The organism is Lactobacillus sp. ESL0237 (genome assembly GCF_003692985.1).
Lineage (GTDB): Bacteria > Bacillota > Bacilli > Lactobacillales > Lactobacillaceae > Lactobacillus > Lactobacillus bombicola.
This window is the reverse complement of the sequence record NZ_REHE01000010.1, coordinates 182,387-195,722: the sequence shown is the minus strand read 5'-3', so window position 1 is coordinate 195,722 and position 13,336 is coordinate 182,387. Positions and strand designations below refer to the sequence as shown.

Genomic DNA, 13,336 nt, shown 5'->3' with positions numbered 1-13,336 from the left:
TTGCAAAAGGAGTTTGGCTAATGACAAAATATATCTTCGTTACTGGCGGTGTGGTTTCTTCGTTGGGAAAGGGAATTACTGCTTCAAGCCTAGGACGGTTGTTAAAGAATCGTGGTTTAAAGGTAACAATGCAAAAGTTTGATCCTTACATCAACATTGATCCAGGGACTATGAATCCATATCAACATGGGGAAGTTTTTGTAACTGATGATGGAACAGAAGCTGATTTGGACTTAGGACACTATGAGCGCATGGTTGATGTGCGGACCAGTAAATATTCAAATGTCACTACTGGGAAAATTTATAAAGAAGTTCTAGAAAAAGAGCGCCGTGGTGATTACCATGGTGCTACTGTGCAGGTTATTCCGCATATAACTGATATGATTAAACAAAAAATAATGCGTGCAGGGCTAACAACTGATTCTGATGTCGTTATTTCTGAAATTGGTGGAACGGTTGGAGATATTGAATCAACACCTTTTATGGAAGCTATTAGACAGATGCGCCGTGAAGTTGGTAAAGAGAACGTAATGTATATCCATTGTACCTTAGTACCATATTTGCATGCCGCACAAGAAATGAAAACAAAACCAACCCAGCATTCAGTTGCTGAACTTCGTAGTATTGGTATTCAACCTAATATGTTAGTTTTACGAGCAGAAAGGCCAATTAATCAAGAACACAAAGATAAGATTTCGACTTTTACTGATGTTCCAGTTGACCGAATTATCGAATCAATTGATGCACCATCACTATTTGATTTGCCATTGGCCTTTAAAGAACAAGGAATGGATCAAAAAGTTTGTGATTTTCTTAATCTCAAGAGTCCTAAGCCTGAAGCTGATATGGCAGAATGGATTCGACTTGATGAACGGGTCAAAAATTTAAAGCACACAACTAAAATTACCTTAGTTGGTAAATACGTTGAATTAGAAGATGCATATATTTCAGTGACTGATGCCTTAAAGCATGCGGGATATGCCTATGATACTAATATTGAAATTCAAAAAGTCCAAGCAGAAGATATTACTGCAACTAACATTGCCGAATTAATGGAAGGCAGTGATGGGTTAATTGTTCCTGGTGGGTTTGGAACACGAGGGCTCGAGGGAATGATTACTGCAATTAAATATGCTCGTGAAAATGATATTCCTTTCTTGGGAGTTTGTCTTGGGATGCAGATGGCAACAGTAGAATTTGCTCGAAATGTTTTAGGCTATCAAGATGCTAATACGGCTGAAGTAGACCCAGAGGCTGCTCATAATGTAATTGATATTATGGCTGATAAGCGTGATGAAGAGAATATTGGGGGAACTCTACGTTTAGGTCTTTATCCAACAGCATTAAAGCCAGGTACTAAAACTGCGGCGGCCTATGATAATCAAGAAGTGATTCAAGAGCGTCATCGTCACCGTTTCGAATTTAATAATGAATATCGATCAGAATTTGAAGCTGCTGGTATGACCTTTGCTGGCGTTTCACCTGACAATCATTTGGTTGAAGTAATTGAACTATCAAAAAATAAGTTTTTTGTTGCAGCACAATATCACCCTGAATTCTTGAGTAGACCCCAAAGACCTGAAGGATTATATAAGGCATTTATTGGTGCAGCCAGTGGTTTGCCAGAAAAAGAACTTTAATAAAATTTTTTTATTTTTAATGGAGAAGACAAAGGTCTTCTCTTGTTTTTTCTGGTAAATTCCTTTAACATTATTATGATTAAATGAAATAGAAAAGGATTTTTTCGCCAATGAAGCAAATGATAATTCATGGTGGAAAGCCCCTACAGGGTGATGTCTGGATTGGTGGTGCTAAGAACTCAACGGTAGCCTTAATTCCGGCATCTATTTTGTCGCGTACACCAGTTACTTTGGAAGGCGTTCCAAGGATTGCAGATGTTGACAACTTAATGGATTTGCTGAGTGAAATGGATGTTGAAAGTGAATTTCACCAAACAAGTTTGCACATTAACCCAGAAAACATTAAGATGAGTCCATTACCAAGTGGTAAAATTAAGAGTTTGCGTGCGTCGTATTATTTTATGGGTGCACTTCTTGGACGCTTTGGTAAGGCTGTTGTGGGCTTCCCTGGCGGGGATGATATTGGTCCCCGCCCAATTGACCAACATATTAAGGGTTTTGAAGCACTTGGTGCGTGTGTAAAAAATGAAAATGATCAAATAATAATCACAGCTCCGTCTGGTGGCTTGGAAGGTGCTCCAATTCACCTGGAAATGCCATCGGTTGGAGCAACTATGAATATTATCATGGCCTCAGTTACGGCCCATGGTCAAACTATTATTAATAATGCTGCCAAAGAACCAGAAATAATTGATTTAGCTACTTTTTTAAATAATATGGGTGCAATTATTCGGGGGGCTGGTACTGATTCAATAAGAATTGAAGGGGTTGAGCTCCTCAAAGCCAGAACGCCCCATACTATTATTCCTGATCGCATTGAAGCAGGTACTTATATTTCATTAGCAGGATGTATTGGTAATGGTATTTGCATACATAATATTATTGAAGAGCATTTAGATTCTTACCTTGCTAAGGTTGAAGAAATGGGACTCGTCATTGATGCAGATGAAGACTCACTGTTTATTTATCCGGCAGGAGAATTGAAAATGACCCAGATTAAAACCGATGCCTACCCAGGTTTTGCAACTGATTTGCAGCAGCCGATCACGCCGCTTCTTCTTTCTGCTAAAACTGGTGAAGGCGTAATTATTGATCGCATATATCCTAAAAGGATAGGTCACATTGAACAGTTACGTAAAATGGGTGCCAATATTAGTGCGGAAGATAATGTTATTTTAGTTCACCCTACTGATGAACTTCATGGTGCAACAGTTTCAGCAGGCGAGATTCGCGCTGGTGCTTGTCTAATGTTAGCTGGGTTAATGGCTAATGGTGAGACAGTTATTAATAATGCTGGTAATATTTTGCGGGGTTACGACCGAGTACAAGAAAAATTGCGATTACTTGGTGCTGATGTCACTATTCAAGATGTGGCAGATAAATGAGCTTAATCAATAAAAAAGTGGTACTTTTATTGGCAATTCTTTGGATATAATTTAAGTATGAGCTAGTTAATAATTTTGTTGCAGTAAGTATTAAATACACAAAAAGAAAATACAGTAAGTAAAACCGTTTAGTTTTAATTAACTAAGCGGTTTTATGGTTAAGCTTGAATTTAAGATTTTAAACTTAAAGAAAATAGTTTTACGATAGTTCCGCCTTGTGGTTATTTACAAATGGTGAAAAGCAATCCCAAAAAGCACAACTTTATTTTCAAAGTTGTGCTTTTTTGCATTTATGAAACGGGAATATTTACAATCAATCAAGATACAATATAATTTTATCAAATAAGGTGAGGGCTGTTGATAAGCAAAAATAAAGTTTACTTTTAATATATAACTTTTTTTATTTATTTTCATCTGTATCTTTTTTAGTAAAGACTGAAGTCAATCAAATGATTAAAAAATATAGATTGAATGGGCAAAAAAAGAATGTGGCATAAAAAAGGCTTTATCCCGATTTTCATCGGGATAAAGCCTTAAGATAAATGATTTATAGTTAAAATTTAAGTTTAAGCGGTAATTCACAAATTACTTTTTACTTATATCTTAATCTAATAAATCGAACTTCAATGTGGCTAAGTTGTGTCCTTCGTTAACCATGTTGCCGAGCAACTCAATTGTATTGTTGTAAACTTGGTCGGCCATCTTTTGATTAGCTTCTGTTAGGGCATCTTCAACTGCTTTACCTGAAAGTCCAGCGACTTTTTTATCAGTTTCATGTTGAATGAAGTGGCATTGAGCTAACGATTTTTGCTCAAAATCATTTTCTAATTCACCGTAAACTTTAAAGTTAGTGTCACCAAGTTGAGCAGTTAGCTTGTTTAACCAGAAAATCTTGTTCAAGTCAAACTTAGGACCGGTTTGGAAGCTAGCTGGTGTGTCATTAACGTTGGTGTAGAATGGGACAAAACTGTTAAAGGTATTTGGACCAAAGCAAAGCCATTGAACACCAGCGATTTCTTCTGGTACATCGTTTCTAACTTGTAAAATATGTGTTTCAAAGTTACGGTTCAAAGCAATTGGCCGAAAAGCTTTCTTTTGTTCAGGCGTACCTTGATCGCCGTATGGATCAAATGGGGTATCTTGGTAGTGTGAACTTTCAACAAAGCAAATGTCCTCGATACTAATCTTGCGGTTAGCATGACAAATGAATGGTTGATCTTGATCGCTTGGCTTGCCACCAAATTCTGGATCAAAATAATTATGGACATACCAAGCCCGTGGATTATTATAATGAGCATCTTTAATAGTTGAACTACCAAAGATGTGGCGCATATTGTAACCGTCACGATCAGGATTTAAGTGGTAAGTGTCAATTAATTCTTCTAGTTGCGTATCAGCCATAAAGTCATCTTGACCAAAGTGAAATTCGTCAATATTTAAGCGGTTAGGGGCAACTACGTAAGCATCATCTGGAATTCGGCGGGCAATCCAGTGGTGACCGCCAATTGTTTCCAGGTACCAAATTTCATCGTGGTCAGCAAAAGCCATCCCATTCATTTCATAGGTACCGTATTTTTCTAGCAGGTAGCCAACACGCTTAACACCTTCAAGGGCGCTATGGATATAAGGCAAAGTTAGGGTAACAAAATCTTCTTCACCAAGTCCGCCTGCACTAACTAGTGGATCAATTCCCTGAATACGGGAATTTGTTGTAATTGTTTCAGTCGCAGTCATCGCAATGTTATCGGAGTTGATTCCGGCTGCTGCCCAAATACCACTTTCACCAGAAACATCAGGTGCGCTGGTATAACGCATAGGAGTTTCAGCTAAATCTTTATCATCAATTTTTTGGTGACTGATGACACTTTCATAGTGTTTAGGTTGTTTTTCAGGGGTAATAACTTCAAACCCTTCTGGAATAATGGTTCTACCACCATCTTCACTGCGGGCAATCATAGTTGAACCATCAATACTGGCATTTTTACCAACAAGAATGGTTGTACATTCTGCTTTTTTCATAAATATTGTCCTTTCAAAGTTCTTAAGGTATATTGTATTAAAAAATGGACATTAATTGCAAAAAAATGGTTGATTTTTAGGAGAAATTATAGTTGTTTTTGTCGAGGGTAACTAGTAATGGAAATTAAACGGTTGTTAGAGCAAAGGTTGCAGGCAAAACTAAGGGTAATTAGTCATCAGTCGTTTAATCGCACTTTTGTTGGTTTTAGTCAGCAGTATCAGCAGTCAGTTTTTGTTAAAGTCTTTTTACAAGAGCGTAATTGGCTAACAGAAAAAGCAGTTAACGAACAACTTAATTCAAGGGTTCTTGCAGCTTTTAAAGTTGATGTTGAACCGATTTTGTATGTGTTAGTGATGACTGATATGGCACCAGCAGATATTGTCGTACCAGTTTCAAAATCATTGGCCTTTTTAATGGGTGAGAAGTTAGCCACATTTCACGCTCAAGTGCGTCCTTTTGCGGGAATTAGACAAGATAGTGAGCCTTTTATTAAAATTCATCAAAGAATTAAGCAGTTGCGTAGTGGTTCCATGCGCAATAGATTAATTAAAATCTTTAAGTACTTTGTGCACGATCAAATTATGATTGAAACAGAGCTACTTAACTCCAGTACAGTTCTACACGGTGATGTGGGTGTACGTAATTATCAGCTTGTCTCTAATCAGCTGGTATTAATTGATTATGAAAAAGTACAGTTGGGTGTTAGTTACCAAGATTTTATTAAGCTATTTTATCAGGATTTTAAACTGCAGCCAGAATTAATGGCCGCTTTTATGGAGGGATATACACTCAAGTTATCTGAACCTAAAATTAGCCAGTTAATGCAAGCTTTTTTACTTTTTAAAACAGCTTGTGGCATTATGAGTTATACTGACAAAATTGAGGATCAGCCTTTTAAGCAGATTGGGGAAAAGATGTTAGTAAAAGTAGAAGAAGATTTACTCTAAAGCTTAATTAGATTTTTTAATAAAAACTAGTTTATTTAAGAGGCAGAAAACAAAACCCCCATAATTAGGATGCTAAATTATGGGGGTTTGTTTGATTAAATTATCTAAACAAGACAAAAGTGAAATTGTGATGTAAGCAAAAAAATATTGTTAAATCTATTATTCGAGTATATAATAAATTATTATTAATTTGTTATTAAAATTAATTAAAAAATAGTTAATAGGAGAAAAGAAGCAATGATCTTTAAAAACTATTCGCATTTTAAATTCTTTTTACTTAATGTCTTTGGTTTTATTTACAGCACGGAAAATGTCATTATGGCCTACATGGTAGGATCACTGATCAATATGGCTGCAGCCAAGCAATTTGCTAAGTTACCTTGGTTGATTATTCAAGTCTTAATTGCACTAATTTTAGTCTTATTGGCTCACTTAAGCTTTAACTATTTAAAGGCGGATGCAATTAAGCAAACTAATATTAAACTAAGAAGGCAGACACTTAAAGGGATGCTTGCTAGTCCCAGTGAGGATACTGCCAACCTAGGTTTTTTAACTAATGATTTTAAGTTGTTAGAAACAAATCGTTATGAAGCAGAGATTTCTATTTTAACTTATTTTTATACAGTAATTTTGGCCTTATCATATGCCCTGTACTTAAATCCTATTTTAACCGTCATATTTTTTGCAGGTTCATTGCTTCCTATGCTTGTTTCTAATCTGCTTCAAAAGCCAATTCAAACCGCTGCTGATGAATGGACTAAGGCCAATGATCAATATGTTAATCAGACCAAGAACACACTAGCAGGAACTAGGACATTAAACCTTTATGGTCAACAAAATAACGCTGTTAAGCGAGACCTAAAAGTAATTAATTTATTAGAAACCAAGTTGGCAAGAATGAATATCTTGAAAAACAATACGAATGCCTATCTTAATCTCATTGCTATGGGTGGTTCTTACTTAGTTCCCTTTGCTATAGGGATTATGCTAGTAATCAAGGGTTTTACCACTTTAGGTGCACTTTTTGGCATTATTCAGCTTTCGAATTCTTTTGTTAACCCAATCTTACAAATTCTTAGTGAACGCAATAATTTATCTACAACCAAGGGAATTGTTAAGCGCATTACTCAGTTCGGTCAAAAGGCTGCTACTTATCCTCAAACAACGAGTATGACAGCAAATTTAGTAGAATTGGAGGTTAAGGATTTGTCTTTAATCCGACAAGGCCAGCAGTTAGCTAGCGATATCGACTTGACAATTGAGAATGGTCAAAAAATTGCAGTTATCGGACCATCTGGAGCCGGTAAGTCAACTTTATTACAGTATTTGTTATATGGTGACTATGGTCAAGCTAGCAAGATTTTACTCAATCACCAGCAAGTAGACGCGGGGGCGTTTACTAATCTTTTTGCTTACTCAAGTCAAAATGCCGTAATTTTTGCTGACACTTTACTCTTTAACTTAACTTTAGGCGCTGACATTGCGCCAGACAAAATAATGGCCGTTTGTCAGGGTGTTGGTCTAGCTAAGCTAATTCAAGAAAAAGGGCTAAACTACGGCCTAGGTGATAATGCTGATCAATTGTCAGGCGGCCAATTATCTAGGATTGAACTCGCGCGGGCAATTTTGGCTCAGCGTCAGATTCTTTTACTCGATGAAGTCAATGCTTCTCTGGATCAAGTAACCTCCAAGCAGGTTCATGATTACCTCTTCGCTTCTGATTTGACTTTTATTGAGGTAATTCATCACTATAAACCAGCAGACCTGGCACGTTATAATCAGGTAATTGATTTTAATTCATACCTTTCTTCGTAGCGACTATGTTTCAGCGAGTATGACTAATTTTTGAAGTAACCGCTTAGTCTAGGATGCAAATTAAGTTGAGTATGTAAAAATTTACGGCAATAGTTTTTATTAAAATGGCACTCCTTTTCTTTATATAGAAAAAAAGTGCCATTTTGCGATGGATAATAGTATAGCTATAATTTGGTTAGCTACTAATTTTTTTAGAATTTGCACCATTGAGTAGTAAGTTTAAGATAGTAGCCGATAAACTGGTAATCACAATACCATTATTTAGGAAAAGTTGAATTGTTGCAGGTAAATTATGGAAAAATTGTGGATAAATAGTAACACCTAGTCCCAGGCCAATTGAAATAGCAATAATTAAAATATTATTGTTATTACTTAAATCAACTTGGACTAAAGTTTTAATGCCCTGAACGGCAATCATGGTAAACATTACTAGCATGGCCCCACCTAATACTGGTGTTGGAATAATGGTGACGAGAGCGCCAACTTTGGGTAGCAGTCCCATCGTCATCAACAATCCAGCGGCCCAATAAATGGGGCGTTTAGTTTTAATGCCTGACAATTGTAAAAGTCCAACATTTTGCGAAAAGGTCGTGTAAGGAAAAGCGTTGAATAAACCACCTAGGATTTGAGCGAGTCCTTCTGCCCGATAGCCTTTTTTAAGATCATCTTCTGAAACTTGATGCGTGATCAAATCACCCGTGGCAAAGAAGACGCCAGTTGATTCAACCATTGAAACTAAGGCAATGATGATCATTGTTAAACTGGAAGACCATTCAAAATGAGGCGCTCCAAAGTAAAAAAGTTGCGGTAAATGAAACCAGGATGCTGTAATTACTGGGGTAAATGAAACTAGACCTAGGCACGCAGCAATAAGTGTGCCGCTAATTAATCCTATTAAAACTGAAACTGATTGTAAAAAGCCTTTTGTCCAAATTTCTAAAGCTAAAATAATGAACATAGTGCAGAAGGCAAGTAATAAATTTTGACTACTACCAAAATCCTTAGCAGTAGCATTTCCTCCGCCCATATTTTGAATGGCAACTGGGATTAAGGTTAGACCAATTGTGGTAATTAAGGTACCGGTGACAACAGGGGGAAAGAATTTTTTGATTTTGGCAAAAACTCCAGCAATTAAAATTACGAAAATGCCGGCAATAATAATGGCCCCATACATATCATTAATTGAAAATTTGCGACCAATCATTTGTAAGGGAGCAACCGCCTGAATAGCGCAGCCAAGAATTACAGGAAAGCCAATACCAAAAAAGCGATTAGTAATTAACTGTAAAAGAGTTGCCAACCCACACATAAAAATATCAATTGAAACTAAGTAGGTCATTTGTTCAGCGTTGAATTTTAGAGCTGTCCCAATTAAAAGTGGTACTGCGACTGCACCAGAATACATTGCTAACAGATGTTGCAGCCCAAGGACGGCGGCTTTTTGTTGACTGACTTCTTTTTGCATTAATTTTCCCCTACAAAATGTACTTGATTATCAGCTAAACTAGCAATGTTTGCTAAAGCTTCAAGTTTATAGCCATGTTTTTTAATCCAAGTGCTACCGCCTTGAAAAGACTTAGCTACGACTACGCCCACGCCAGCTATTTCCGCATAGGCTTGATGAGCAATATTAATCATGCCCTTAACGGCTTCACCATTAGCTAGAAAATCATCAATAATTAATAAACGGTCGTTGGGATTGAGAAATTTTTGTTCAACACAAATTTGGTTAGTGGTTTTCTTGGTGTAAGAATAAACATCCGCCCAATATACTTCATCGTTAAGTGTCGAGGGCTTTTTTTTACGGGCAAAGACCATGGGTACGTGTAACTCATAGGCAGTCATTACCCCGGGCGCGATTCCTGAAGCTTCACAAGTTAAGACTTTGGTGATACCGGCATCTTTGAAAAGATGAGCAAATTCTGTTCCAACGGCCATCATTAATTCAGGATCAACTTGATGATTTAAAAATGAGTTAATCTTTAGGACATTTCCGGGTAAAACTTCGCTATCGTTGCGAATACGATCTTCCAGCAATTTCATACTTTTCCTCCTAAAACAAAAAGGTCTTTTCTACCAAAACTATGGTAAAAAAGACCAATAAGACAGTGACACTGCGCTATTTGTACTTGATCCATAGTTCAGAATTCACGGTTCTGAGTAGAGACTGCCGACCAGATTACGGCAATATATAGACATAATACTTGCTTGTGTATGCATTCTAACAAAGTAAATTTAGTTGTGCAAGATTAAGGGGGATTTTAAAAATAAATTAGTTCAGGCATATATCGATATAATTTTTGAGAAAAAATTTTTTATTTAAAAAGTAGTTGACCCCACCTTAAATTCTTAGTACAGTTTAGATGATTTGATATTTAATTAGCAAAGGAGCCAGAATGTCAGTGAGAAAAAAGATTCATGATTTTGATGAAATTATTGTTTTAGACTTTGGTAGTCAATATAATCAACTAATCACGCGGCGCTTGCGTGATTTTGGCATTTATTCTGAACTATTACCGCACGATCTTAGCTTAGAAAAAATTAGAAAAATTAATCCTAAGGGCATTATTTTTTCCGGTGGTCCTAACAGTATTTATGATGACAATGCTTTAAAGGTTGATCCTAAAATTTTTGAATTAGGAATTCCTATCTTAGGTATTTGCTATGGCATGCAATTAATGTCGTCTTATTTAAACGGTAAAGTTGAAAAAGCTGATAATTCTGAATATGGTAAAGCTGACATTCAAGTAGAAGATGCAAATTCGGTTTTATTTGATGGCTTACCAAAAGATGAATTTGTTTGGATGAGTCATGGTGACTTAGTTAAGCAGGCACCAAGTGGTTTTAAGACAATTGCTTCAAGTAAAAATTGCCCGATTGCGGCGATTGCTAATGAACAAAGCAAGTTTTATGGCATTCAATTTCATGCTGAAGTTCGCAATACTGAATATGGCTTAGATATTTTGCGTAATTTTGCTTTTAAAGTCTGCAAAGCTAAAGCTAACTGGTCAATGGCTGATTTTATTGAGCTGGAAATTGCTAATATTCAGCACACAGTTGGTGATAAAAAGGTAATATTAGGCTTATCTGGTGGGGTAGACTCTAGCGTGACGGCTACTTTGTTACATAGGGCAATTGGTGATCAATTAACTGCCATTTTTGTTGATCACGGGATGTTGCGCAAAAATGAAGGTGACGAAGTAATGGCCGCCTTGAATCGTGATTTAGGTGTGAACATTGTGCGGGTAAATGCCCAAGAGCGCTTTTTAACTAAATTAAAGGGTGTAACTGATCCCGAGCAAAAGCGTAAAATCATCGGTAAGGAATTCATCGAAGTTTTCAACGAAGAAGCGCAAAAGATGCATGAAGTTGATTTTTTGGCGCAGGGTACACTCTATACTGACGTAATTGAAAGCGGCACCAATACAGCACAGACAATTAAGTCCCACCACAATGTCGGCGGTCTGCCTCAGGATATGCACTTTCAACTAATTGAACCATTACGAAAATTATTTAAGGATGAAGTGCGTCAGCTTGGTGAAGAATTAGGGATTCCGCATGACTTAGTTTGGCGTCAGCCGTTTCCTGGTCCTGGTCTTGGGATTCGGGTGTTAGGTGAAGTCACTGCACCTAAATTAGAATTAGTACGTGAAAGTGATGCCATCTTACGTGCAGAAATTAAAAAGGCTGGTCTAGAAGAAGACGTCTGGCAATATTTCACAGTTTTACCAGGAATTAAATCAGTTGGCGTCATGGGCGACGAGCGGACTTATGACTATACGATTGGCATTCGGGCAGTAACTTCAATTGATGGGATGACAGCTGATTTTGCGCGCTTGCCGTGGGATGTCTTGCAAAAAGTTTCAACGAGAATTATTAACGAAGTTGATAACGTTAACCGCGTCGTTTATGATGTAACGAGTAAGCCACCTTCAACTATTGAATGGGAATAAAGTTAGTTAGTATTGTTAAAATTGGAATGTCAATATTATATTTTTACATTGTATAGGACTGCTCAAAAAGGTATTAATTAACATTAAAGTATACAAAAATAAAACTCTCCAGTTAAATTAAAATGGAGAGTTTTTGATTATTATAAGTTTTAGTGGATATTGAATTAGTTTAACTTTTTAAGGATAATAGATAATAATAAAAAATTTTACTGAAAAATAATCATTGGAGGAACTATGCGAAGTATAGAAGAAAAGGTCGAAGAATATTTTAAAGCACTGTTCGATCATTATAATATTAGGCATTTTGGCAAAACTGAAACTGTTAACGAAGAAATAGGAAAAGCATTAAGTGTGGCAGAATCAAAGTCTGGAGGAGTTGGAAGCAATTATCCTGATATTCAGTTGTTATTGGAAAATAATAACTCAAGAAGAATTCCTGTAATGATTGAGGCTAAGGGAGGAAAAAATAAACTTGAGAAGTTAGATAAAGCTGGAAATATAGTGCAAATAACAAATTATCCGTCCGACTCAAAGCTTAATGCTAAATCACCTCATAAAAAGGATGATAAGAATTATTCGACAATTAATAATTTCGCTACTAATGGTGCGTTTCATTACGGTAAAGCTATTTGAGAATATTCTAGTTACAATGAAGTTCTCATAATTGGCGTAAATGGTACAACTTTAACAAATAGTGGAGAAGTGGCAGATCCTGAATGTAAAGCATATTATGTATCTAAGAAGAATAATGAGGTTCCTAAACACGTAGAGGAACTTGATAAATCCTTGAGCTTATTAAAGAAAGACAATATGGATAGATTGTATTCTATTTTGGATAATTTAAGTTTGTCTGAAAAAGAAAGAGAACAATTGAAATCAGCTACTGAAACTGAATTAGAGTCTAAAATAAAGGTTATTCATCAGCGTTTATGTAATGATAAATCTCTAAGAGCTACACTGTCTACTAATGATAAACTGTATGTTTTCACTGGTTTAATCATGGCTGGTTTGACCAAAAAAGGAGTAAAATGTTTTGAAGTTAGTGATCTAACTTCAAATGATAGCGATACTTTAAACGATGGAACAATGGTTTTAAATCATATTGAAACATTTTTGAAATCCAGAAATGCAGCAACCGATAAAGTTAACTTAATAATCTCTTTATTGGGAAATGTATTTAAAAATAAAGTTATGTGGAAACCTATAAATGGTGAAAACTTGACAAGGAGCCTTTATGGTCAAATTAGCAAAAATATTATTCCACTTCTAGAAGGCAAATCACACCTGGACTTTACTGGCAAAATTTTAAATTCGCTAAGTGATTGGGTTTCAATTGATAATGATTCTGCGAATGACGTTGTTCTAACCCCAAGCTATATTACTCATTTTATGGCTAAACTAGCAAGAACTAATAAAGATTCATTTGTTTGGGAAATTCGCCTCGTACTTAGGATACAAGGGGTAGCCGCATAATAGGGGGTATCGTTTTTACAGAAGGGGTATCACTTTTCTACATTTTAGAATTTGCACTTGATTCTTTATCTCTCACCTCCGAATATAATGTTATAAAGACTTT

General features: G+C 36.2%; 10 protein-coding genes and 1 riboswitch. Of the genes, 7 read left to right on the top strand and 3 right to left on the bottom strand.

Annotation, left to right across the window (positions count from 1 at the left end; translation table 11 throughout):
- Nucleotides 1–20 precede the first annotated feature (20 nt).
- Complete coding sequence (locus F5ESL0237_RS06310) at nucleotides 21–1,640, top strand: CTP synthase (RefSeq protein ID WP_122024930.1); 1,620 nt, start codon at nucleotides 21–23, stop codon at nucleotides 1,638–1,640.
- Nucleotides 1,641–1,750: 110 nt separating this feature from the next.
- Nucleotides 1,751–3,025 (top strand): UDP-N-acetylglucosamine 1-carboxyvinyltransferase, encoded by a 1,275-nt coding sequence (locus F5ESL0237_RS06305; protein ID WP_122024929.1) that lies wholly within the window; start codon nucleotides 1,751–1,753, stop codon nucleotides 3,023–3,025.
- A gap of 603 nt (nucleotides 3,026–3,628) precedes the next feature.
- Here the strand turns inward: F5ESL0237_RS06305 and F5ESL0237_RS06300 are convergent.
- Nucleotides 3,629–5,044 (bottom strand): C69 family dipeptidase, encoded by a 1,416-nt coding sequence (locus F5ESL0237_RS06300; protein WP_122024928.1) that lies wholly within the window; start codon nucleotides 5,042–5,044, stop codon nucleotides 3,629–3,631.
- A 117-nt stretch (nucleotides 5,045–5,161) separates the two neighbouring features.
- Here F5ESL0237_RS06300 and F5ESL0237_RS06295 point away from each other — a divergent pair, with 117 nt between their 5' ends.
- Nucleotides 5,162–5,992, top strand: coding sequence for a phosphotransferase (locus F5ESL0237_RS06295; protein ID WP_122022177.1), 831 nt, complete (start codon nucleotides 5,162–5,164; stop codon nucleotides 5,990–5,992).
- Nucleotides 5,993–6,229: 237 nt separating this feature from the next.
- On the top strand, nucleotides 6,230–7,807 hold the full coding sequence (locus F5ESL0237_RS06290) for an ABC transporter ATP-binding protein (protein ID WP_122024927.1): 1,578 nt from the start codon (nucleotides 6,230–6,232) through the stop codon (nucleotides 7,805–7,807).
- A 175-nt stretch (nucleotides 7,808–7,982) separates the two neighbouring features.
- Here F5ESL0237_RS06290 and F5ESL0237_RS06285 read toward each other — a convergent pair whose 3' ends face one another.
- Together F5ESL0237_RS06285 and F5ESL0237_RS06280 are read right to left on the bottom strand one after the other, a co-directional pair.
- Nucleotides 7,983–9,272 (bottom strand): nucleobase:cation symporter-2 family protein, encoded by a 1,290-nt coding sequence (locus tag F5ESL0237_RS06285; RefSeq protein ID WP_122022176.1) that lies wholly within the window; start codon nucleotides 9,270–9,272, stop codon nucleotides 7,983–7,985.
- Complete coding sequence (locus F5ESL0237_RS06280) at nucleotides 9,272–9,850, bottom strand: xanthine phosphoribosyltransferase (protein WP_118896033.1); 579 nt, start codon at nucleotides 9,848–9,850, stop codon at nucleotides 9,272–9,274. Before F5ESL0237_RS06280 ends, F5ESL0237_RS06285 begins: the two co-directional genes overlap by 1 nt.
- Before the next feature lie 74 nt (nucleotides 9,851–9,924).
- Nucleotides 9,925–10,022, bottom strand: a riboswitch (purine riboswitch).
- Nucleotides 10,023–10,203: 181 nt separating this feature from the next.
- On the opposite strand from F5ESL0237_RS06280, the gene guaA reads away from it, so the two are divergent.
- The 3 genes from guaA (at nucleotide 10,204) to F5ESL0237_RS06265 (ending at nucleotide 13,233) form a co-directional block, all read left to right on the top strand.
- Nucleotides 10,204–11,760: a glutamine-hydrolyzing GMP synthase gene (gene guaA, locus F5ESL0237_RS06275; protein WP_199688776.1), complete on the top strand. Its 1,557-nt coding sequence runs from the start codon at nucleotides 10,204–10,206 to the stop codon at nucleotides 11,758–11,760.
- Nucleotides 11,761–11,994: 234 nt separating this feature from the next.
- Entirely contained in the window at nucleotides 11,995–12,393 is a 399-nt protein-coding gene (locus F5ESL0237_RS06270) for a hypothetical protein (protein WP_122024926.1), read from the top strand.
- 69 nt (nucleotides 12,394–12,462) lie between these two features.
- Nucleotides 12,463–13,233, top strand: a complete 771-nt coding sequence (locus tag F5ESL0237_RS06265; RefSeq protein WP_122024925.1) for a hypothetical protein — start codon at nucleotides 12,463–12,465, stop codon at nucleotides 13,231–13,233.
- Nucleotides 13,234–13,336 lie beyond the last annotated feature (103 nt).

What these genes read in the sequence shown, in the direction of transcription:
- F5ESL0237_RS06310 (WP_122024930.1), top strand. Translation starts at nt 21, where the DNA reads ATGACAAAATATATCTTCGTTACTGGCGGTGTGGTTTCTTCGTTGGGA.
- F5ESL0237_RS06305 (WP_122024929.1), top strand. Translation starts at nt 1,751, where the DNA reads ATGAAGCAAATGATAATTCATGGTGGAAAGCCCCTACAGGGTGATGTC.
- F5ESL0237_RS06300 (WP_122024928.1), bottom strand. Translation starts at nt 5,044, where the DNA reads ATGAAAAAAGCAGAATGTACAACCATTCTTGTTGGTAAAAATGCCAGT.
- F5ESL0237_RS06295 (WP_122022177.1), top strand. Translation starts at nt 5,162, where the DNA reads ATGGAAATTAAACGGTTGTTAGAGCAAAGGTTGCAGGCAAAACTAAGG.
- F5ESL0237_RS06290 (WP_122024927.1), top strand. Translation starts at nt 6,230, where the DNA reads ATGATCTTTAAAAACTATTCGCATTTTAAATTCTTTTTACTTAATGTC.
- F5ESL0237_RS06285 (WP_122022176.1), bottom strand. Translation starts at nt 9,272, where the DNA reads ATGCAAAAAGAAGTCAGTCAACAAAAAGCCGCCGTCCTTGGGCTGCAA.
- F5ESL0237_RS06280 (WP_118896033.1), bottom strand. Translation starts at nt 9,850, where the DNA reads ATGAAATTGCTGGAAGATCGTATTCGCAACGATAGCGAAGTTTTACCC.
- guaA (WP_199688776.1), top strand. Translation starts at nt 10,204, where the DNA reads ATGTCAGTGAGAAAAAAGATTCATGATTTTGATGAAATTATTGTTTTA.
- F5ESL0237_RS06270 (WP_122024926.1), top strand. Translation starts at nt 11,995, where the DNA reads ATGCGAAGTATAGAAGAAAAGGTCGAAGAATATTTTAAAGCACTGTTC.